Genomic DNA, 18,784 nt, shown 5'->3' with positions numbered 1-18,784 from the left:
GATCAGCGCTTCGAGTACTGGGGCGCCTTGCGAGCCTTCTTGAGACCGGCCTTCTTGCGCTCGATGACGCGAGCGTCACGCGAGAGGAAGCCCGCCTTCTTGAGGTCGGCGCGGTTGTTCTCGACGTCGATCTGGTTGAGCGCACGCGCGATGCCGAGGCGCAGCGCGCCGGCCTGACCCGAGGGGCCACCGCCGGAGATGCGCGCGACCACGTCGTAGCTGCCGTTGAGCTCGAGGATCGTGAAGGGGTCGTTGATGAGCTGCTGGTGCAGCTTGTTCGGGAAGTAGTCCTCGAGCGTGCGGCCGTTCACCTCGAACGCGCCGGTGCCAGGGACCAGGCGCACGCGGGCGATGGCCTGCTTGCGTCGGCCGACGGCCTGGCCGCCGACGGTGAGGACACGGGGTGCGCGAGGCGCTGCGGCCTCGGGCGTCTCGGTCGAGAAGCTCTCCGGCGTCTCGATGGAGTCTGCGATCTTCGCCATGATGTGTCGGTTCCCTCTCGCGCCTACTGGGCGACCTGGTCGAACGTGTACGGGGTCGGCTGCTGCGCAGCGTGGGGGTGCTCGGGACCCGCGTACACCTTGAGCTTCTTGATCTGGGCGCGGCCCAGGGAGTTCTTCGGGAGCATGCCGCGGATGGCCTTCTCGACCGTGCGCACGGGGAAGCGCTCGAGCATCTCGACGTAGCCGGTCGCCTTGAGGCCGCCCGGGTAGCCCGAGTGCCGGTAGGCGAGCTTCTGCTCGCGCTTCTGGCCCGTGAGCGCGACCTTCTCGGCGTTCACGATGATGACGTGGTCGCCCATGTCCATGTGCGGCGCGAACGTCGCCTTGTGCTTGCCGCGCAGGATGGCGGCGGCGTGGCTGGCCAGACGGCCCAGCACCACGTCGTTGGCGTCGATGACGATCCAGTCGTGCTGGACGTCGCTCGCCTTGGGCGAGTAGGTGCGAGTCATGCGTACCTCATGTGTCGAAGTTGAGATGGTCGTGCATCCCGCTCCATGGGCTTCCTGCGGAAGATCCCGGTTGGAGGGCTCAGCTCGGGGCGCGCACGGCGGCGAGCACCAAGGGTCGACACTACCGGCTCGAAGGCTGCGGGGTCAATCTCGCCCCGGCTCCGCGCGGCGCGTCGCGGCGTCAGCGGTCGTCGCGGTCCTCGTGCCAGACGACCTCGACCTGCTCGCTGACGATGCCGCCCTCGGCGTGCGACTGCTCGACCGGCTCGCCCTCGCCCGTGACGATCGTGAGGTCGTCGAGGTCGTCGGAGACCTCCACGTGCTGCGCGTGCGGGTCCTGCTCGACGCTCGGCTCGAGGTCCGCGACGTCGTCGGCGCCATCGCCGGGGTCGGCTGCCGGCGTCGTCTCGCCCGACGCGACCGTCGACGACGACGACGACGAGGACGAGGACGAGGACGAGGGTGCGTCGCCGGCGGGTGCGACGTCGTCGCCGAACGTGGGCAGCGCGGCACGCGTCGACTCGGCGATCGCCATCAGCTGCCCGAGCTCGGCTCGGAAGCCCTGCAGCTGCTGCTGCTGGAAGCGCAACGTGCGTGCGCGGTCCTCTGCCTCGTGCAGCACGTCCTTCGAGTGGCCGAGCACCGACTCGACGATGCCCTGCGCCCGGGTGCGCGCCTCTGAGAGGATCGCGGTCGCCTTCGCGACCGCCTGCCGCTCGACGTGCGCCGCCTGCGCCTGCGAGAGGTCCTCGAAGGCCTGCGCCTGCTCCGCGATGTGGTTGGCGTGCTGCAACGCGGATGCGACCTTGTCGTTCGCGTCGGCCGTGATGCGCTCCGCGTGCTGGATCGCGTGGTTGTGGAGGCGGAGGAACTCCTGCTGCGCCTCCTCCTGCCTGCGCTTCACCGCCGCGTCGAGCTCGAGCTGACGCGCCTTCGACTCGCGGAGGATGCGCTCGGCCTCGGCCTTGAGCGCGTCGGCCTCCGCCGTCGACTGCTGGCGCAGGGCCGATGCACCGCGCTCGGCCTCGGAGATGAGCACGTTCGCCTCCGACTCCGCCTGGGCCACGCGCTCCTGGTGCTTCGCCTCGCGCGACTCCAGCTCGGCAGCGTGGGCGCTGCGGTCGGTCTCGATGCGGATGCGGGCCTGCGCCTCCTCGTGCTTGGCGTGCTCGAGGATGCGGTCCGACTCCTCCTTCTGCGCCGTGCGGTCCTTCGCGATCTGGCTCGTCGCGTCGGCGACGATGCGATCGGCCTGCGTCACGGCGTTGTCGATGAGCTTCGACGCCTGCTCCTCCGCGACCCGCAGGATCTCCTCGAAGCGCGGCTCCTCACCGTCCTCCGAGACCTCGCGGCCGAGGATCTCGGCGCGGGACTCCGCAGCCTGCAGGCGGCTGCGCACCTCGATGAGCTCGCCTTCGAGGCGGGTGATGCGCTGCTCGGCTGCAGACATGTCGGTGCGGTGGTGCTCGGCCTGCGCCTGCAGGTCCTGCGCCGCGGCCTGGGCGGAGCGCCGCGACTGCTCGACCGCGTCGCGCAGCCGCTGCACCTCCGCGTCGACCTGCGCCTGGTCGTAGCCGCGGAAGGCCTGCTTGAACTCCTGGACGTCCGTCATCGTCGCCTCATCCACTCGCCATCGGAACCGACGCGCCCATCGTAGCGAGCGGCCGGGATGCGAGGATGGCGAGGTGACTCCCGCTGCCGTGCTCCTCGACCTCGACGGCACCCTCACCGACTCGGCTCCCGGCCTCATCGCATCGCTGCGCCACATGCACGAGGGCCTCGGATGGCCCGTGCCGCAGGACGACGAGCTGCGCGGATGGCTCGGACCGCCGACCGCGACGGTGCTCGCGGGCCTCGGCCACGACGCAGCGACCGTCGAGCGCGGCATCGCGCTGTTCCGCGAGCACCTCGTCGACGGCGGCGGGCTGTGGGATCAGCGCATCTACGCAGGCATCCCAGGACTCGTCGACGACCTCGCCGCGCAGGGCGTCCCGACGAGCATCGTCACCTTCAAGCTGCAGGCGGACGCCGAGGCCGTCGCCGACCACCTCGGGCTGCGCGCCGGCCTCGGGGCCGTCCACGGCCGCATCGCGAGCGACGATGGCACGTCGAAGGCGCCGCTCATCGCACGCGCGCTCGACGAGCTCGGCGTGCAGGCGTCGCGCGGCGTCGCCATGGTCGGCGATCGCAGGCACGACGTGGAGGGCGCGCACGCGGCCGGGGTCGCCGCGATCGGCGTGACGTGGGGCTACGGGTCGCGCCACGAGCTCGAGGCGGCGGGCGCCGAGCATGTCGTCGCCCACGTCGACGAGCTCAGGCGACTGCTGCTGCCCTGACCTCGTCGACGGTGCGCCGAGCGCGCGCCCGCTCCGCCTGCGCCGCGAGCTCGTCGTCGCTCGGGTATCCGACCTCGACGAGCGTCAGCCCCGCTGCGGGCATGAGCCGATACGCGCTCGAGCGGCGAGGGGCCTGCAGCAGCTCGGCGGCCGCCGCGAGCCCCATGCGCCCCTCCCCCACGGCGACGCACGCGCCGACGAGCGAGCGCACCATCGAGTGGCAGAACGCGTCAGCCTGCACCGTGGCGATCAGCAGGTCGCCCTCGGCCGCCCACGTGAACGACTGCAGCGTGCGGATGGTCGTCGCGCCCTCGCGCGGCTTGCAGAAGGCCGCGAAGTCGTGCAGGCCCACGAGCGCCTCCGCAGCGCGCGTCATCGCCTCCACGTCGAGCGCACGCGGCACGAACGCGCTGGTCCTGCGTGCGAGCGGATCGGCGATGCGCGTCTGGATCCGGTACTCGTAGCGACGATGCACTGCCGAGAACCGCGCGTCGAAGCCCGCCGGTGCCACCGCGGCGCCGCGGACGACGAGGTCGCCCTCCCGCACGAGCGACGACAGGCGACGCGCGAGGCGCGCATCGGGCGCTGCAGCCAGGTCGACGTGCGCGACCTGCCCGGTGGCGTGCACGCCGGCATCGGTGCGACCCGCGACCGTCACCGGCACCGGCGAGCGCTCCACGGTCGCCAGCGCCGTCTCGAGCACGCCCTGGCACGTGCGCAGCCCGGGCTGCGCAGCCCAGCCCGAGAAGTCCGTGCCGTCGTATGCGATGTCGAGGCGGACGCGGGGCATGCCTTCACGGTACCCGCGCCGGAGCTCGCCGACACGCGACGAGGGCGGGAGCGCATCGCGCTCCCGCCCTCGTGACCGGTGGTCCGTGACCTACTTGGTCTCGTCCTTGTCAGCCGCAGCCTCGTCGGCCGACGCCTCGGCGTCGCCCTCCGTGGCGTCCGACTCGGGCGCGGAGGCCGTGTCGGCCTCCACGGTCTCCTCGGTCGACTCCGTGGGCGCCTCGACGGCGGCCTCGTCGGCCTCGGCGTCGCGCTCCTCGGCAGCGGACTGGTCGGCGTCGGCGGTCGCGGCGGCAGCCGCGGCCTTCGAACGCGAGACCTTCTTCTGCACGGGCTCGAGCACGAGCTCGATGCGCGCCATCGGGGCGTTGTCGCCCTTGCGGAAGCCGAGCTTCGTGATGCGGGTGTAGCCACCCTCGCGCTCGGCGACGAGCGGCGCGATCTCGGTGAAGAGCTCGTGCACGACGCCCTTGTCGCCGATGACGGCGAGCACGCGACGGCGGGCGTGCAGGTCGCCGCGCTTCGCGAACGTCACGAGACGCTCGGCGATCGGACGCAGGCGCTTGGCCTTCGTCTCGGTCGTCGTGATCGCCTTGTGGGTGAACAGCGCAGCGGCGAGGTTCGCGAGCAGCAGACGCTCGTGTGCCGGTCCGCCTCCGAGGCGGGGTCCCTTCGTGGGCCTGGGCATGGTGATGCTCCTTGGTGTGTTCCGGAGCCCTTAGAGGGCTTCCTCGTCGTCGTAGCCGTAGAAGTGGGCGCCGTCGAAGCCGGGCACCGCGTCCTTGAGGCTCAGGCCGAGCTCCGTGAGCTTGTCCTTGACCTCGTCGACCGACTTCTGGCCGAAGTTGCGGATGTTCATAAGCTGCGTCTCGCTGAGGGCGACGAGCTCGGACACCGTGTTGATGCCCTCCCGCTTCAGGCAGTTGTACGAGCGGACCGACAGGTCGAGCTCCTCGATCGGCGTGCCGAGCTCGCCCGAGAGCTGCTCTGCGGCCGGAGCCGGGCCGATCTCGATGCCCTCTGCTGCTGCGTTGAGGTCGCGCGTGAGGCCGAAGAGCTCGACGAGCGTGCGGCCTGCCGATGCGACGGCGTCGCGCGGCGTGATGGCCGGCTTCGCCTCGACGTCGACCACGAGCGAGTCGAAGTCGGTGCGCTCACCGGCACGCGTCGCCTCGACGCGGTAGGTGACCTTGAGGACGGGCGAGTAGATCGAGTCGATCGGGATCGAGCCGGCCTCCGCGAACTCGTCGCGGTTCTGCGCCGCCGACACGTAGCCGCGGCCACGCTCGATCGTCAGCTCGAGCTGGAACTTCGCCTTGTCGTTGAGCGTGGCGATGACGAGCTCGGGGTTGTGGATCTCGACGCCGGCCGGAGCGGTGATGTCGGCGGCGGTGACGCTGCCTGCACCCTGCTTCGACAGGTACGCGACGATCGGCTCGTCGTGCTCGCTCGAGACGACGAGGCCCTTGAGGTTGAGGATGATCTCGGTCACGTCCTCCTTCACGCCCTGGATGGTCGTGAACTCGTGGAGCACGCCGTCGATGCGGATGCCGGTGACGGCGGCGCCGGGGATCGACGAGAGCAGCGTGCGGCGGAGGGAGTTGCCGAGGGTGTACCCGAATCCGGGCTCGAGCGGCTCGATGGTGAACCGCGAGCGGTGCTCCGAGATGACCTCTTCTGAGACGGTCGGGCGCTGGGCGATCAGCACGGTATGCGTTCCTGTTCTGCGAGTCCGCTATATGACTCGCGTGTGGCTAGGTGGCGGCAGGATGCGACGCGCGGGGGCCTGGAGCCCCCGCGCGTCGATGGGTCAGTTGCGGCGCGGCTTCGGCGGACGAACGCCGTTGTGCGCCTGCGGCGTGACGTCGTGGATCGCGCCGATCTCGAGGCCGGTGGCCTGGAGCGAGCGGATCGCGGTCTCGCGACCGGAGCCTGCGCCCTTGACGAACACGTCGACCTTCTTCATGCCGTGGTCCTGCGCCTGACGCGCAGCCGACTCGGCGGCGAGCTGGGCGGCGTAGGGCGTCGACTTGCGCGAGCCCTTCATGCCGACCGCGCCACCGGACGCCTGCGAGATGACGGCACCGGTCGTGTCGGTGATCGACACGATCGTGTTGTTGAAGGTCGACTTGATGTGCGCCTGACCGACGGGGACGTTCTTCTTGTCCTTGCGGCGCGGCTTGCGCACTGCGGACTTGGGAGCTGCCATGTTCCTCTACCTCCCGGGGCCCTTAACGGGCCTTCTTCTTGCCGGCGACCGTACGCTTCGGGCCCTTGCGGGTACGAGCGTTGGTCTTCGTGCGCTGACCGCGGACGGGAAGGCCACGACGGTGACGAACACCCTCGTACGAGCCGATCTCGACCTTGCGGCGGATGTCTGCTGCGACCTCGCGACGGAGGTCACCCTCCACCTTGTAGGCGCCCTCGATGTGGTCGCGGAGTGCGACGAGCTGCTCGTCGGTGAGGTCCTTGACGCGGATGCTCTCGTCGATGCCGGTGGCCTCGAGGGTCGCGACCGCTCGGGTACGGCCGACGCCGTAGATGTAGGTGAGGGCGATCACCACGCGCTTGTCGCGCGGGATGTCGACGCCTGCAAGACGTGCCATCTGTGCTCCTTCTCGGAGTCGTGGGGAGGTGTGATGCTGCCGCGGTGCCAGGGCCTCTCCAGCCCTGGGTGTCCCCTCCTGACGGAGGTTCTTGCGGTGCTTGTGCGGTGCGTCGCCACGGCCCTGCGGACCGATCGCGACTCGGGTCCTGTGACGGCTGCGACCGTGTCGCGGGCCGTCGACCCTGTGCCGATGGCGTCGAGATCGGCGTCGCCGATCTCAGCGCCGCCGGCTCAGCCCTGCCGCTGCTTGTGGCGAGGGTTGGAGCAGATGACCATCACGCGACCGTGCCGGCGGATGACCTTGCACTTGTCGCAGATGGGCTTGACGCTGGGGTTGACCTTCATGTTCTTCTCTTCTCGCTGGCCTCGTGCTCCGAATGGAGCCGTTCCTTCTCAGCGTCCTAGCGGTACCGGTAGACGATGCGGCCGCGCGTGAGGTCGTACGGGCTCAGCTCGACGATCACGCGGTCCTCTGGGAGGATGCGGATGTAGTTCTGCCGCATCTTCCCCGAGATGTGCGCGAGGACGACGTGTCCGTTGGTGAGCTCGACGCGGAACATCGCGTTGGGGAGGTTCTCGATCACCGAGCCCTCGATCTCGATGACGCCGTCCTTCTTAGCCATAGCCTCGTCTGCAGGTTCCGTTGGTTGCTGGTCATGCGAGTGGCCCGGCACAGTCGTGCCAGGACACCAAGGGTCTACTGTACGCGGGGATCGACGCGTGCTGCAACTCGGGCGTGTCGCCGAGTGCGCGTGGCACGTCAGCGTTGCACGGAGATGCCGCCCCAGATGAGGCTGCGGTCGTCGTCGGCGAGGACGCTGACGCGCGCATCCGCCGACGCCGCGAACGATCGCACCACGATCGGACCGCCCGGCACGACCGCTCGACGCGCTGCGCGACCCAGGCGCTCGACGACGTCGGCGCGCGTGCCGTCGGCGACGTTCGACAGCGTCACGGCGTCGAACGAGCCGGGCTCCACGCCCTCCAGATGCGTCATGGCGTCGGAGAGGACGAACTCGATCGAACCCTCGGGCGCGACGGGCGGCGCGTAGCCGGGAGGGTCCTCCCCCGCGAGCAGTCGCCACGCGAACCGATTGCCTGGCGAGGGGTGCAGCCCGAGCCGCGCGTCGATGCGAGCCCGCACCGTGTCGGTGAAGTGCGCAGGCAGCGCCGTCGAGAAGTCTCGCTGCACCGCGGCGGCGAGCATGCCGGCCGGCGCCATCGTCGCGTGGAGGACGCTGCGGAACGTGCGGTTGTCGAAGCTCTTGCGCCACTGCTGCTGCACGCGCTGCGGCGAGGCGTCGGACAGCAGCGCGCGCACGCGGCGACGCTGCCACGCCGGGCTCGCGGCACGGATGAGCGACCTGCCCGCCTCCAGCACGCGCTCCGCGGAGCCTGCCTCGAAGGCGCCGCCCGACGAGCGCCTGCGCGCGTACTCCAGCTGCTCGCGGTTCGCGGTCACCGCCACGACCCGGTGGCCGGCGGATGCGAGGTGCGCGACGAGCTCTCCGGCCCCCGCGGCCGCGAGCACGCGGCTGCCAGGGGCGAGCAGCGCGAGCTCGATCTGCTCGTCCTCGATGTCCCACCCGTAGAGCAGGCGGTGCCTCGGCGTCGCGCTCGTGCGACCGGAGACCCCGCGGCGGATGGGCATCAGCCGTCCGAGCGCGCGACGCGGACGGCTGACTGCTGTGGGCGCCTGGGCATGCCGCCATCGTAGGCGCGGGGCCTGGGAGCGAGCGGCGCCCTGGCCCGTGTCGTCGTCAGCGCGAGGCGACGGCGGCGACGAGCGCCGGCTGCAGCTGGTGGTCGGCGCCGATGCCGCAGACCTCCGCGACGAAGTCGGCGGGCTCGAGCTCGCCGAGCAGCCGCTGCAGCTCGACGGCCTGCTCGTCGTCGGCGGCGTCGAACGCGAGCGCGGCGCCCACGGCACGCACGAGCGCGGCGGGCACCGGACCTCGCTCGGCGAGCGCCGCCGCCGGGCCGATGAAGCGCTCGTCGCGCGAGAGCTTGCGCAGCGGCTGCCTGCCGATGCGTGCGCACGTGTCCGGCAGCGCGCGGTTCTCGAACCGCTGGATCGCTCGGGCCACGTACGCGGCGTGCTCGTCGGCATCGAGGCCGAAGCGGTCGACGAGGAGTGCGCTCGTCTCGGCGAGCACGGCCTCGACCTCCGCGCGCACCGCGGGCAGCGCGAGCGCGTCGGCGATGGTCTCCGCGCCCGCGAGATGGCCGTGGTACGCCGTCGTCGCGTGGCCCGTGTTCACGGTGAAGAGCTTGCGCTGGATCCACGGGGTCAGGTCGTCGACGAAGTGCGCGCCGGGGATCGCGGGCTCCTCGCCCGCGAACGGCGTGCGGTCGATCGACCACTCGAAGAAGTCCTCGACGACGACGTCGACGCCGGACGCGTCCTGCGCCGGGATGATGCGGTCGACCGCCGTGTTCGCGAACACGGCCCGCTCGGCGAGCTCCTCGACGCCCTCGAGCACGAAGCCCGCGAGCGTGTCGGTCGCGCCGATCGCGTTCTCGCACGCCATGACGGCGAGCGGCGCCGCGTCGTCCGGGCGGGCCGCGAGGCCCGCCCGGATGACCGGCGCGATGAAGCGCAGCACCGTGGGTCCCACGGCGCACGTGACGACGTCGGCGTCGACGATCGCCCGCACCGCTGCGGCCTCGTCGGCTCGGGAGTCGATCGCGTCGAAGCCCGTGACGACGTGCCGAGTCGCATCGGGGCCCACCTCGGTGACGGCGTAGGAGTCGGCAGCCTGCAGCATCCCGATGAGGTCGGCGTTCACGTCGACGAACGTCACGTGATAGCCGGCCTCGTGGAGCAGCAGCCCGACGAATCCGCGGCCGATGTTGCCTGCACCGAAGTGGACGGCTCGCATCAGTCGTTCACCGCACCCAGGATGTCGAGCATCGCCTGCTCGTCAGGCGCGTCGACGAGCCGCTGCACCTGCTCCTCGTCGCTGAAGACCGTGGCGATCTTCGCGAGGATCTCGAGGTGCCCGCCGTCCTTGCCTGCGATGCCGACGACGAAGCGCACCTCGTTGCCGTCCCACGACAGCGGCTCGGGGTAGCGGGCGACGGAGATCGCAGAGGCGAGCACCTCGCCCTTCGCCTCGTTCGTGCCGTGCGGGATCGCCAGCAGGTTGCCCATGTACGTCGAGACGGTCGCCTCGCGCTCGCGCATCGCGTCGGCGTAGGCCGGCGTCACGGCACCTGCTGCGACGAGCGCGTCGGCGGCCTCCTGGATGGCGGCCTCCTTCGTCGTCGCCGTCGGCGTGGTCGTGATGCGCTCGAGGGTGAGCACGTCGTCGCCGTGCGAGACGGGCGCCGCTGCAGCGGCAGCAGCGGGTGCCGACGCCTCCTGGGCGGGTGCCGACTCGCGGCTCTCGGCGACGAGGCGCACGACCTCGTCGTACTTCGGGCTGTTCATGAAGTTGTCGACCGAGACGTGCACGGCGTCGGGCGTGCGCTGGCGTGCGCGGTCCGTCAGCTCCTTCTGGGTCACGATCACGTCGGGCGTCGCGTCGAGGTTCGCGATCGCGAGGTTCGTCACGCTCACGTCGCCGTAGCCCGCCTGCTTGATCTTGCTGCGCAGCACGCTCGCACCCATGGCGCTCGAGCCCATGCCCGCGTCGCATGCGAACACGATCTTCGAGATCGGGCCTGCGAGCGTCGCCGTGGCGACCCCGCCTCCCGCGGCCGTGCGAAGGCCGGACAGCGCGTCCGACGACTTCCCCTTGTTCGCCTCGGTCCGCGCGATCGCGGCACCGAAGTCGTCGGCGCCGGCTGCCTCGCGCTCGAGGTCGCGCTTCCGCGACGCGCGCAGGATGACCGACGCGACGAGGAAGGTGACGACGGCGGAGACGAGCACGGACGCGAGCACGCCCACGAGGTTCATCACCGACACCGACACCGCGGCGCCGAAGACCGCGATGATCGAGCCCGGCGCGGCGGGGAACCCGAGCCCCGTGCCGAGGATCGCGTTCGTCGCGACGCCCGAGGCGCCGCCCGCGATCATCGCCAGCAGCAGCACGGGCTTGGCGAGGACGTACGGGAAGTACACCTCGTGGATGCCGCCGAAGAAGTGGATGATCGCAGCACCCGGTGCCGTGGCCCGCGAGATGCCGACGCCGAAGATCGAGAAGGCGAGCAGCACGCCGAGACCGGGGCCGGGGTTCGCCTCGAGCAGGAAGAAGATCGACTGGCCCGTCTCGGAGGCCTGCTGCACGCCGAGCGGCGTGAGCACGCCGTGGTTGAGCGCGTTGTTGAGGAAGAAGACCTTCGCGGGCTCGATGATGATGCTCGCGAGCGGCAGCAGACCCGTGTCGACGAGGAAGCCGACGGCACCGCCGAGCACGCGCATGATGAACGTGACGACCTGCGCGATGACGAAGAAGCCGAACAGCGCCATGAGGAACGCGACGATGCCCGCCGAGAACATGTTGACGAGCATCTCGAAGCCGGCCTTGACCTTGCCGTCCCAGAGGCGGTCGAGCGACTTCATGACCCATGCCGAGAGCGGGCCGAGGATCATCGCGCCGATGAACATGTGGGGCGAGCCGGGGCCGTCGGGCACGAGCGAGGCGATGTAGTCGGCGCCGCCGATCGCACCACCGGTCGCGACCACGGCGACGATCCCGCCACGCTGGTCGTAGACCATGCGCCCGCCGGTGTTGGCGATGATGAGCGGCAGCAGGTAGTGGATGACCGGTCCGACGACGAACTCGTCGATGCCCGCGTTCGGGAACGGACCCTTGGGGATGAACAGGGCCGTGAGGATGCCCCACGCGATGAGCGCGGGGATGTTGGGCATGATCATGCCCGACAGGAACGTGCCGAACTTCTGGACGGCGACTCGTGCGCCGCCCCTCTGCTCGACGCCGGGTGCGGTGGCGGTCATCGTCGACCTCTCTGGTGCAGTGGTGGGATCAGGCGTCGTGATCGGTGGCGAGGAGCTCCTCGAGCGCGTCGAGGGTCGCCTCGTCGTCGCTTGCGATGACCACCGTGTCGCCCTTGGCGACGCCGAGCGAGATGACCGACAGGATGGAGGCTGCGTTGACCTGCTTGTCGCCCTTCGCGATGGTGACGGGCGACGACGCCTTCGCGGCTGCCTGCGTGAACAGCGAGGCGGGGCGGGCGTGCAGGCCCTGCGAGGATGCGACGGTGACGGTGCGCTCGGCCATTGGGGGCTCCTGATCGACGGGAATCTCGGTGTCGAACCTAGCATCCGACGTACCCCCTCGATGCCGCCGGGCGAGGTGTGCGACGCGACGCGGGACGGAGACGATCGTACGCGCGGCGCGCGGCGGCTCGAGCCGGCAGGACCGCCCGCGACGTCAGCGGTCGTCGCCGTCGCCCGCCGTCGCGCGCAGGTGCGCGCCGAGCGCAGCCGCCGCGGCCGCGAGGAAGGCCGCGGACGGCACGGCGTCGCCGCGTTCGATCGCCTGCAGGTGCCCGGCGCCGACGCCGACGGCGGCGGCCAGCTCGTCCTGCGTCATCCCCACGGCCTCTCGCAAGGTGCGGAGCGAGTCGCCCACGCGTCGCCTGCTGCCCATGTCGAAGAGGGTGCCATATCTTCGACGCGCTCGCAGCCTCGTCCCCCGAGGCTGTGGACGACCCGCCTATGCTCGTGCTCGACCGTCGACCACGCCGGAGGATGACGACGTGAGCATCAACCTCAAGGGAGCGAGCGCCGAGGAGCGCGCTCGCTTCGCCGAGCTCGTGCGTCCCGGGCGTCTGCGCGTCGGCATGTCGCAGCTCGAGCTCGCCACGATCGCCGGCGTCGACCGCACGACCGTCAGCAACGTCGAGCGCGGCGCCGGCGCTCCCCAGCCCGACGTGCTGCGCAGGCTGCTGGGCGCGCTGGGCATCGCGACCGACGTGTCGCACGACGACTCGGAGGTCGAGCAGTGGATGGCGATCCTCGAGTCGCTGCTGCTGTCGGTGCCCGAGGATGCGCGCGGCGCTGCCGCGGACGCGGCCATCGCCGCGATCGCGGAGCACGTGCGCGCATCGGGCACGTCGGAGGCGACGGCTAGCATCCCGCGCATCGTCGAGTCGATGCAGAGGGACCATGGATCGCAGCCCATCGCAGCCAAGCGCGGCACCGCCCGCCGCGACGAGCGCCACGCAGACTGACCTCGAGCGCCTCGCGCGGCGCATCGGGGTGCGGGTCGTCGCCGCTCCCCTCGAGCCCGGCCTGCTCGGGCTCTACGACGCCGAGCACCACGAGATCGTCCTCGCAGACGGCCTCACGCCCGTGGAGCGGCGCTGCGTGCTCGCGCACGAGCTCGGCCACGCGCACCACCGGCACGTCGACGGGTGCGCAGCCAACGAGCGCATCGCCGACGCGTTCGCCGCGCGGCTCCTCGTCGACCCCGCCGCCCTGCGTGAGGCCAGCAGATGGAGCCACGAGCCGGCAGAGCTCGCCGACGAGCTCGACCTGACCGAGGACGTCGTGCGCGCCTACCTCACGCTGGTCGCGCCCGCGCCCGCGCCCGTGCCAGCGGCTGCGCAGGCGACGACGCGGTGACGGTCAGCGCTCGCGGATCGGGCGGGGCTCGATGCCGAACGGCGCGAGTCCCGCTGCACCGCCATCGGCGGCCGTGAGCACCCAGATGCCGTCGGCGTGCACCGCGACCGAGTGCTCCCACTGGCACGCCTGGCTGCCGTCGACCGTGACGACCGACCAGCCGTCGTCGAGGATGCGCGTCGCCTGGTCTCCCGCGATCACGATCGGCTCGATCGCGACGCACAGGCCCGGCTTCACCGCTGGACCCACTGCGCGCGTGCGGTAGTTGAACACCGGCGGGTCCTCGTGCATCGACCTGCCGATGCCGTGGCCGATCCAGTCGTCGCTGATCGAGAAGTCGCCCGCCGCCCCGATCGCATCCTCGACCGCGGCACCCACCTCGCCCAGCATCCGCGCCGACGCGAGCGCCGCGATGCCGGCCCACAGCCCATCGTGCGTCGCCGACGACAGCCGCTCCCGCTCCTCGACCAGGCCGCCGGAGCCACCGGGCACCACGAGCGAGAACGCGGCGTCGCCGTTCCACCCCTCGACCATCGCCCCGCAGTCGATCGTCACGAGATCGCCCGCCTCGATCGGCCGCGCGTCCGGGATCCCGTGCACCACCACGTCGTTGACGTTGGCGCAGATCGTGTGCCGATAGCCGGGCTCGAGCTGGAAGTTCGGGATGCCGCCGCCGGAGCGGACGACGTCCTCGGCGATCGCGTCGAGCTCGAGCGTCGTGACACCCGGACGGATCGCGGCTCGCACCGCCTCGAGCGCACGGCCCGTGAGGGCGCCGGGCGCCCGCATCGCCGCCAGCTGCGATCGCGACTTGTAGATGCGACGCACGGTCAGCGCGTCGCGAGGCCGCGCTGCGACAGCGCCGTGAAGATGCGCTCGGTCACCTCGTCGATGTCGCCGAGGCCATCGATCTCGACGACGACGCCACGACCCGCGTACGCGGCCAGGATCGGCTCCGTCTCGCGCTCGTACACCTCGAGGCGGTGCCGCATGGCCTCGTCGGTGTCGTCGCTGCGCCCCTGCTGCTCCGAGCGGATGCGCAGACGGCGGATGACCTCGTCGTGATCGGCGACCAGACGCACGACCGCGTCGAGGTCGCGACCGCGTCGCGCGTTGAGGGCGTCGAGGAACTCGACCTGGCCCTCGGTGCGCGGGTATCCGTCGAGCAGGTATCCCGAGCGGGCATCCTGCTGCGACAGCCGATCCTCGACGAGATCGTTGGTCAGCGAGTCGGGCACGTAGTCGCCGGCGTCGAGGATCGCCGTGACCTGCTTGCCCAGCTCCGTCTGCTCCTTGATGTTGGAGCGGAAGATGTCGCCGGTCGAGACGGTCGGCACGCCGAACGCGTGCCCGATGCGGGACGCCTGCGTTCCCTTGCCGGCCCCGGGAGGGCCGACGATCAGCAGCTGCGTCACGTGCGGATCAGCCCCTCGTAGTGGCGCTGCTGCAGCTGCGCGTCGATCTGACGGACCGTCTCGAGACCCACGCCCACGATGATGAGGATCGAGGCGCCGCCGAACGGGAAGTTCTGGTTCGCGCCGACCGTCGCGAGGGCGATGAGCGGGATGAGCGCCACCACGCCGAGGTAGATCGATCCGGGGAACGTCACACGCGTCAGCACGTAGTCGAGGTACTCGGCCGTCGGACGACCAGCGCGGATGCCCGGGATGAAGCCGCCGTACTTCTTCATGTTCTCGGCGACGTCGTCCGGGTTGAACGTGATCGCGACGTAGAAGTACGTGAAGCCGATGATGAGCAGGAAGTACAGCACCATGTACAGCGGGTGGTCGCCCGTCGTCAGGTTGTCGTTGATCCACTGCACCCACTCGGCGGGCTGCTCGCCGTTCGCCGGGGAGTTGAACGACGCGATGAGCGCCGGGAAGTACAGCAGCGACGACGCGAAGATGACCGGCACGACGCCCGCCATGTTCACCTTGATCGGGATGTACGTCGACTTGCCGCCGTACATGCGCCTGCCGACCATGCGCTTGGCGTACTGGACGGGGATGCGGCGCTGCGACTGCTCGACGAAGACCACCGCGCCCATGATGAGCACGCCGACCGCGAGGACGGCGACGAGCATCTCGGTGCCGTTCGTGTCGCCGATGAGCAGCAGCGCGCTCGGGAAGGTCGCCGAGATCGACGTGAAGATGAGCAGCGACATGCCGTTGCCGATGCCGCGCTCGGTGATGAGCTCGCCCATCCACATGATGACGCCCGTGCCCGCCGTCATCGCGAGGACCATGAGCACGATCGCCCACCACGACTCGTTGGTCAGCAGGGTCGCGCAGGGGCCGGTGGGCACCGTGCCGCCCTGGGAGAAGAGCTGGCCGGAGCGCACGACGGCGATGAGGGTCGTCGACTGCAGCACGCCGAGACCGATGGTCAGGTAGCGCGTGTACTGCGTGAGCTTCGACTGACCGGACTGGCCCTCCTTGTAGAGGGCCTCGAAGCGAGGGATGACCACGCGCAGCAGCTGCACGATGATCGAGGCCGTGATGTACGGCATGATGCCGAGCGCGAAGACGCTCAGCTGGAGCAGCGCACCACCGGAGAACAGGTTGACGAGCTGGTAGAGGCCTGCCGTGTCCGTCGCAGCCGTGTCGAGGCACGCCTGGACGTTGCTGTAGTCGACGAACGGGGCGGGGATGAACGATCCCAGCCGGAACGCCGCCACGATGGCGAGCGTGAAGAGGATCTTCCGTCGCAGATCGCGAGTCTTGAAGATCCTGCCGATTGCCTTGAACACGTGAGCCTTCCGGTGGACGCAGAAGAAGGGATGGGGTGGCCACGCGGGCCACCCCATCCCCAATGCTTACTGGATGGAGCCGCCGGCGGCGACGATCTTCTGCTCCGCAGCAGCCGACACCTTGTCGACCGTCACGTTCAGCGTAGCCGTCAGCTCGCCGTCGCCGAGCACCTTCACGAGCTCGTTCTTGCGCACTGCGCCCTTCTCGACGAGCGCCGCGACGGTCACGTCGCCACCCTCGGGGAAGAGCTCCTGGAGCTGGCCGACGTTGACGACCTGGTACTCCGTGCGGAACGGGTTCTTGAAGCCGCGCAGCTTCGGGGCGCGCATGACCGAGTTCAGCTGGCCACCCTCGAACCCGAGGCGCACGGTGTTGCGCGCCTTCGTGCCCTTGGTGCCACGACCGGCCGTCTTGCCCTTCGAGCCCTCACCGCGACCCACGCGCTGACGGTCCTTCTTGGCACCGGGCGCGGGGCGAAGGTGGTGCACCTTCAGTGCAGGCAGCTGCTCGCCGTCCTTGTTCTTCTCGCTCATTCGTCGACCTCCTCGACGCGCACGAGGTGACGAACCACGTTCACGTAGCCGCGGTTCTGCGCATCGTCCTCACGCACGACCGTGTGGCCGATGCGCTTGAGGCCGAGCGACCGCAGCGTCTCGCGCTGGTTCGGCTTCTCGCTGATCTTCGACTTGATCTGGGTCACCTTGAGCTTGCTCATCGGGTTGCCTCCGCGATCTCCGCCGCGTGCTGCACAGCATCGGACTCGGCACGACGCAGGTACGCGGGAACGACCCGGTCCATGTCGAGGCCACGACGAGCTGCGACGGCGCGCGGCTCCTCGAGCTGCTTCAGCGCCTTCACCGTCGCGTGGACGATGTTGATGGTGTTCGACGAGCCGAGGGACTTCGACAGCACGTCGTGGATGCCAGCGCACTCGAGGACGGCACGAACCGGGCCGCCCGCGATGACGCCGGTACCGGCAGATGCCGGACGCAGCAGCACCACGCCTGCAGCCGCCTCGCCCTGCACGGGGTGCGGGATCGACGCTGCGACGCGCGGGACGCGGAAGAAGTTCTTCTTCGCCTCCTCGACGCCCTTCGAGATCGCCGTGGGGACCTCGCGGGCCTTGCCGTAGCCGACGCCGACCATGCCGTTGCCGTCGCCGACGACCACGAGGGCGGTGAAGCTGAAGCGACGACCACCCTTCACGACCTTCGACACGCGGTTGATCGTGACGACGCGCTCCAGGAACTGGCTGTCGTTGCCGCGGTCACGCTGACCGCGCTCGCCGCGCGTGCCGCGATCGCGGCTGCCGCGACGCTGCTCGCGGGGCTCGCTGCGCGTGTCGGTGCCCTGCACCGTCTCCGCAGCGGCAGTCGCGGTGGTGTCGCTCACCTGCGTCTCCTTCGTCTCTTCGCTCACAGCTCCAGACCTGCCTCTCGTGCACCGTCTGCGACGGCGGCCACGCGGCCGGCGTAGCGGTTGCCGCCGCGGTCGAACACGACCCGCTCGACGCCCGCAGCCTTCGCGCGCTCGCCGACGAGCTCGCCGACGCGCTTCGCCTTCTCGGACTTGTCGCCGGTGAGGGCGCGCAGGTCAGCCTCCATGGTGGAGGCGTAGGCCAGCGTGTGGCCCTGGGCGTCGTCGACGACCTGCACGAACAGGTGCCGCGCGGAGCGCGTGACGACGAGGCGCGGCGCGATGGCCGTGCCGACGATCCGCTTGCGCAGCCGCGAGTGACGACGGCCGCGGGCAGCGGACTTGCTGGTGCCTCGGGTACCGAGTCCCATCACTTACCTGACTTTCCAGCCTTGCGGCGGATCTGCTCGCCCGCGTAGCGGACGCCCTTGCCCTTGTAGGGCTCGGGCTTGCGGAGCTTGCGGAGGTTGGCTGCCACCTCGCCGACGGCCTGCTTCGAGATGCCGCTGACGGTGACCTTGGTGTTGCCCTCGACCGTGAACGTGATGCCCGCGGGGGGCTCGACGGCGATCGGGTGCGAGTAGCCGAGCGCGAACTCGATGCCGGCGCCCTTCGACGCGACGCGGTAGCCCGTGCCGACGACCTCGAGGCCCTTCGAGTAGCCCTCGGTCACGCCGACGATGTCGTTCGCGATGAGGGTGCGCGTGAGGCCGTGGAGCGAACGCGACTCGCGCTCGTCATCGGGGCGCGTGACCTGCACCTGACCGTCAGCGACCTCGACCTCGATCGGCTTCGCGACGGTGAGGCTCAGCTCGCCCTTCGGGCCCTTGACGGTGACGGCTGCGCCGTCGACCGTGATCTCGACACCTGCGGGGATGTCGATGGGGAGTCGTCCGATTCGTGACATGTCAGATCACCACACGTAGGCGAGGACTTCCCCACCCACGCCCTTCTGCTGAGCCTCACGGTCGGTGAGCAGGCCCGAGCTCGTCGAGAGGATCGCGACGCCGAGGCCGCCGAGCACCTGAGGGATCTCGGTCGACTTCGCGTACACGCGGAGGCCGGGCTTCGACACCCGCTTGATGCCGGCGATCGAGCGCTGGCGCTCGGGGCCGTACTTGAGGCCGATGGTGAGGGTCTTGCCCACGCGGGCGTCCTCCACCTTCCAGCCATCGATGAAGCCCTCGCGCTCGAGGATCTCGGCGATGTGGGTCTTGATGTTCGACGACGGCAGCGAGACCTCATCATGGAACGCCGTGTTGGCGTTCCTGAGCCTCGTCAGCATGTCGGCGACCGGGTCGGTCATCGTCATGGATGTCTCCAATAGTTCTGGTTTCGCCGGCCGTTCCGCGGACGGCGACCTGGATACGTGCTCGACGCCGACGGCGCCGAGATGCT

General features: G+C 70.4%; 27 protein-coding genes. 3 read left to right on the top strand and 24 right to left on the bottom strand.

The window, feature by feature from the left end:
* Window positions 1-2: 2 nt before the first annotated feature.
* The 3 genes from rpsI to ACZ6H8_RS08270 form a co-directional block, all read right to left on the bottom strand.
* Window positions 3-482, bottom strand: coding sequence for a 30S ribosomal protein S9 (rpsI, locus tag ACZ6H8_RS08280; RefSeq protein ID WP_464146275.1), 480 nt, complete (start codon window positions 480-482; stop codon window positions 3-5).
* Window positions 483-505: 23 nt separating this feature from the next.
* Window positions 506-952 carry a 50S ribosomal protein L13 gene (rplM, locus tag ACZ6H8_RS08275; RefSeq protein WP_464146273.1) on the bottom strand — a complete coding sequence of 149 codons (447 nt, stop codon included), beginning with the start codon at window positions 950-952 and terminating at the stop codon, window positions 506-508.
* Window positions 953-1,133: 181 nt separating this feature from the next.
* Window positions 1,134-2,564, bottom strand: a complete 1,431-nt coding sequence (locus tag ACZ6H8_RS08270) for a DivIVA domain-containing protein (protein WP_464146271.1) — start codon at window positions 2,562-2,564, stop codon at window positions 1,134-1,136.
* 73 nt (window positions 2,565-2,637) lie between these two features.
* On the opposite strand from ACZ6H8_RS08270, the gene ACZ6H8_RS08265 reads away from it, so the two are divergent.
* Window positions 2,638-3,288, top strand: a complete 651-nt coding sequence (locus ACZ6H8_RS08265) for an HAD hydrolase-like protein (protein ID WP_464146269.1) — start codon at window positions 2,638-2,640, stop codon at window positions 3,286-3,288.
* Here the strand turns inward: ACZ6H8_RS08265 and truA are convergent.
* The 12 genes from truA to ACZ6H8_RS08205 form a co-directional block, all read right to left on the bottom strand.
* Window positions 3,266-4,078 (bottom strand): tRNA pseudouridine(38-40) synthase TruA, encoded by an 813-nt coding sequence (truA, locus tag ACZ6H8_RS08260; protein ID WP_464146268.1) that lies wholly within the window; start codon window positions 4,076-4,078, stop codon window positions 3,266-3,268. The two genes, ACZ6H8_RS08265 and truA, sit on opposite strands and share 23 nt — an antisense overlap.
* A 90-nt stretch (window positions 4,079-4,168) precedes the next feature.
* Window positions 4,169-4,765 carry a 50S ribosomal protein L17 gene (gene rplQ, locus ACZ6H8_RS08255; RefSeq protein ID WP_464146266.1) on the bottom strand — a complete coding sequence of 199 codons (597 nt, stop codon included), beginning with the start codon at window positions 4,763-4,765 and terminating at the stop codon, window positions 4,169-4,171.
* Between the two features lie 30 nt (window positions 4,766-4,795).
* The gene (locus ACZ6H8_RS08250) at window positions 4,796-5,785 is read right to left on the bottom strand and encodes a DNA-directed RNA polymerase subunit alpha (RefSeq protein WP_464146264.1); all 990 of its coding nucleotides are present in this window, start codon (window positions 5,783-5,785) and stop codon (window positions 4,796-4,798) included.
* Window positions 5,786-5,887: 102 nt separating this feature from the next.
* Entirely contained in the window at window positions 5,888-6,286 is a 399-nt protein-coding gene (gene rpsK / locus ACZ6H8_RS08245; protein WP_376916848.1) for a 30S ribosomal protein S11, read from the bottom strand.
* A 22-nt stretch (window positions 6,287-6,308) separates the two neighbouring features.
* A complete protein-coding gene (gene rpsM / locus ACZ6H8_RS08240) occupies window positions 6,309-6,683 on the bottom strand; it encodes a 30S ribosomal protein S13 (RefSeq protein ID WP_464146262.1) in 375 nt (124 codons plus the stop codon).
* Between the two features lie 233 nt (window positions 6,684-6,916).
* Window positions 6,917-7,030, bottom strand: coding sequence for a 50S ribosomal protein L36 (rpmJ, locus tag ACZ6H8_RS08235; RefSeq protein WP_056536355.1), 114 nt, complete (start codon window positions 7,028-7,030; stop codon window positions 6,917-6,919).
* A 56-nt stretch (window positions 7,031-7,086) separates the two neighbouring features.
* Window positions 7,087-7,308, bottom strand: a complete 222-nt coding sequence (gene infA / locus ACZ6H8_RS08230) for a translation initiation factor IF-1 (protein ID WP_092502965.1) — start codon at window positions 7,306-7,308, stop codon at window positions 7,087-7,089.
* 137 nt (window positions 7,309-7,445) lie between these two features.
* On the bottom strand, window positions 7,446-8,336 hold the full coding sequence (locus ACZ6H8_RS08225) for a hypothetical protein (protein WP_464146259.1): 891 nt from the start codon (window positions 8,334-8,336) through the stop codon (window positions 7,446-7,448).
* 109 nt (window positions 8,337-8,445) lie between these two features.
* Window positions 8,446-9,567 carry a mannitol-1-phosphate 5-dehydrogenase gene (locus ACZ6H8_RS08220; protein WP_464146257.1) on the bottom strand — a complete coding sequence of 374 codons (1,122 nt, stop codon included), beginning with the start codon at window positions 9,565-9,567 and terminating at the stop codon, window positions 8,446-8,448.
* A complete protein-coding gene (locus ACZ6H8_RS08215) occupies window positions 9,567-11,588 on the bottom strand; it encodes a PTS mannitol transporter subunit IICBA (RefSeq protein WP_464146256.1) in 2,022 nt (673 codons plus the stop codon). Before ACZ6H8_RS08215 ends, ACZ6H8_RS08220 begins: the two co-directional genes overlap by 1 nt.
* Window positions 11,589-11,616: 28 nt before the next feature.
* On the bottom strand, window positions 11,617-11,871 hold the full coding sequence (locus ACZ6H8_RS08210; RefSeq protein WP_464146254.1) for an HPr family phosphocarrier protein: 255 nt from the start codon (window positions 11,869-11,871) through the stop codon (window positions 11,617-11,619).
* 153 nt (window positions 11,872-12,024) lie between these two features.
* A complete protein-coding gene (locus ACZ6H8_RS08205) occupies window positions 12,025-12,243 on the bottom strand; it encodes a helix-turn-helix domain-containing protein (protein WP_464146252.1) in 219 nt (72 codons plus the stop codon).
* Between the two features lie 109 nt (window positions 12,244-12,352).
* Here ACZ6H8_RS08205 and ACZ6H8_RS08200 point away from each other — a divergent pair, with 109 nt between their 5' ends.
* Complete coding sequence (locus ACZ6H8_RS08200) at window positions 12,353-12,826, top strand: helix-turn-helix domain-containing protein (RefSeq protein ID WP_464146250.1); 474 nt, start codon at window positions 12,353-12,355, stop codon at window positions 12,824-12,826.
* Window positions 12,762-13,220 (top strand): ImmA/IrrE family metallo-endopeptidase, encoded by a 459-nt coding sequence (locus ACZ6H8_RS08195; RefSeq protein ID WP_464146248.1) that lies wholly within the window; start codon window positions 12,762-12,764, stop codon window positions 13,218-13,220. Before ACZ6H8_RS08200 ends, ACZ6H8_RS08195 begins: the two co-directional genes overlap by 65 nt.
* Window positions 13,221-13,223: 3 nt before the next feature.
* Here the strand turns inward: ACZ6H8_RS08195 and map are convergent, their stop codons facing one another.
* The 9 genes from map to rpsH all read right to left on the bottom strand — a co-directional run bounded on the left by map (window position 13,224) and on the right by rpsH (window position 18,698).
* Entirely contained in the window at window positions 13,224-14,048 is an 825-nt protein-coding gene (gene map, locus ACZ6H8_RS08190; protein ID WP_464146246.1) for a type I methionyl aminopeptidase, read from the bottom strand.
* Between the two features lie 2 nt (window positions 14,049-14,050).
* Window positions 14,051-14,635: an adenylate kinase gene (locus tag ACZ6H8_RS08185; protein WP_464146244.1), complete on the bottom strand. Its 585-nt coding sequence runs from the start codon at window positions 14,633-14,635 to the stop codon at window positions 14,051-14,053.
* On the bottom strand, window positions 14,632-15,969 hold the full coding sequence (gene secY / locus ACZ6H8_RS08180; protein WP_464146242.1) for a preprotein translocase subunit SecY: 1,338 nt from the start codon (window positions 15,967-15,969) through the stop codon (window positions 14,632-14,634). The genes ACZ6H8_RS08185 and secY overlap by 4 nt, the downstream gene beginning before the upstream one ends.
* A gap of 66 nt (window positions 15,970-16,035) precedes the next feature.
* Window positions 16,036-16,503 carry a 50S ribosomal protein L15 gene (rplO, locus tag ACZ6H8_RS08175; RefSeq protein WP_464146241.1) on the bottom strand — a complete coding sequence of 156 codons (468 nt, stop codon included), beginning with the start codon at window positions 16,501-16,503 and terminating at the stop codon, window positions 16,036-16,038.
* Window positions 16,500-16,685, bottom strand: a complete 186-nt coding sequence (gene rpmD / locus ACZ6H8_RS08170; protein ID WP_464146239.1) for a 50S ribosomal protein L30 — start codon at window positions 16,683-16,685, stop codon at window positions 16,500-16,502. The genes rplO and rpmD overlap by 4 nt, the downstream gene beginning before the upstream one ends.
* The gene (gene rpsE / locus ACZ6H8_RS08165; RefSeq protein ID WP_464146237.1) at window positions 16,682-17,362 is read right to left on the bottom strand and encodes a 30S ribosomal protein S5; all 681 of its coding nucleotides are present in this window, start codon (window positions 17,360-17,362) and stop codon (window positions 16,682-16,684) included. The genes rpmD and rpsE overlap by 4 nt, the downstream gene beginning before the upstream one ends.
* Window positions 17,363-17,385: 23 nt before the next feature.
* Window positions 17,386-17,757: a 50S ribosomal protein L18 gene (gene rplR / locus ACZ6H8_RS08160; protein WP_464146235.1), complete on the bottom strand. Its 372-nt coding sequence runs from the start codon at window positions 17,755-17,757 to the stop codon at window positions 17,386-17,388.
* On the bottom strand, window positions 17,757-18,293 hold the full coding sequence (gene rplF / locus ACZ6H8_RS08155; protein ID WP_464146233.1) for a 50S ribosomal protein L6: 537 nt from the start codon (window positions 18,291-18,293) through the stop codon (window positions 17,757-17,759). Before rplF ends, rplR begins: the two co-directional genes overlap by 1 nt.
* Window positions 18,294-18,299: 6 nt before the next feature.
* Window positions 18,300-18,698, bottom strand: a complete 399-nt coding sequence (gene rpsH, locus ACZ6H8_RS08150; RefSeq protein WP_464146232.1) for a 30S ribosomal protein S8 — start codon at window positions 18,696-18,698, stop codon at window positions 18,300-18,302.
* Between the last annotated feature and the right edge of the window lie 86 nt (window positions 18,699-18,784).

Source organism: Agrococcus sp. AC640b (genome assembly GCF_979255995.1).
This window is presented reverse-complemented; position numbering and strand designations above follow the sequence as displayed.

Coding starts and splice junctions, on each gene's coding strand:
- rpsI (WP_464146275.1), bottom strand. CDS start 482: ATGGCGAAGATCGCAGACTCCATCGAGACGCCGGAGAGCTTCTCGACC.
- rplM (WP_464146273.1), bottom strand. CDS start 952: ATGACTCGCACCTACTCGCCCAAGGCGAGCGACGTCCAGCACGACTGG.
- ACZ6H8_RS08270 (WP_464146271.1), bottom strand. CDS start 2,564: ATGACGGACGTCCAGGAGTTCAAGCAGGCCTTCCGCGGCTACGACCAG.
- truA (WP_464146268.1), bottom strand. CDS start 4,078: ATGCCCCGCGTCCGCCTCGACATCGCATACGACGGCACGGACTTCTCG.
- rplQ (WP_464146266.1), bottom strand. CDS start 4,765: ATGCCCAGGCCCACGAAGGGACCCCGCCTCGGAGGCGGACCGGCACAC.
- rpsK (WP_376916848.1), bottom strand. CDS start 6,286: ATGGCAGCTCCCAAGTCCGCAGTGCGCAAGCCGCGCCGCAAGGACAAG.
- rpsM (WP_464146262.1), bottom strand. CDS start 6,683: ATGGCACGTCTTGCAGGCGTCGACATCCCGCGCGACAAGCGCGTGGTG.
- rpmJ (WP_056536355.1), bottom strand. CDS start 7,030: ATGAAGGTCAACCCCAGCGTCAAGCCCATCTGCGACAAGTGCAAGGTC.
- infA (WP_092502965.1), bottom strand. CDS start 7,308: ATGGCTAAGAAGGACGGCGTCATCGAGATCGAGGGCTCGGTGATCGAG.
- ACZ6H8_RS08225 (WP_464146259.1), bottom strand. CDS start 8,336: ATGCCCATCCGCCGCGGGGTCTCCGGTCGCACGAGCGCGACGCCGAGG.
- ACZ6H8_RS08220 (WP_464146257.1), bottom strand. CDS start 9,567: ATGCGAGCCGTCCACTTCGGTGCAGGCAACATCGGCCGCGGATTCGTC.
- ACZ6H8_RS08215 (WP_464146256.1), bottom strand. CDS start 11,588: ATGACCGCCACCGCACCCGGCGTCGAGCAGAGGGGCGGCGCACGAGTC.
- ACZ6H8_RS08210 (WP_464146254.1), bottom strand. CDS start 11,871: ATGGCCGAGCGCACCGTCACCGTCGCATCCTCGCAGGGCCTGCACGCC.
- ACZ6H8_RS08205 (WP_464146252.1), bottom strand. CDS start 12,243: ATGGGCAGCAGGCGACGCGTGGGCGACTCGCTCCGCACCTTGCGAGAG.
- ACZ6H8_RS08195 (WP_464146248.1), top strand. CDS start 12,762: ATGGATCGCAGCCCATCGCAGCCAAGCGCGGCACCGCCCGCCGCGACG.
- rplO (WP_464146241.1), bottom strand. CDS start 16,503: ATGAGCGAGAAGAACAAGGACGGCGAGCAGCTGCCTGCACTGAAGGTG.
- rpmD (WP_464146239.1), bottom strand. CDS start 16,685: ATGAGCAAGCTCAAGGTGACCCAGATCAAGTCGAAGATCAGCGAGAAG.
- rplR (WP_464146235.1), bottom strand. CDS start 17,757: ATGGGACTCGGTACCCGAGGCACCAGCAAGTCCGCTGCCCGCGGCCGT.
- rplF (WP_464146233.1), bottom strand. CDS start 18,293: ATGTCACGAATCGGACGACTCCCCATCGACATCCCCGCAGGTGTCGAG.
- rpsH (WP_464146232.1), bottom strand. CDS start 18,698: ATGACGATGACCGACCCGGTCGCCGACATGCTGACGAGGCTCAGGAAC.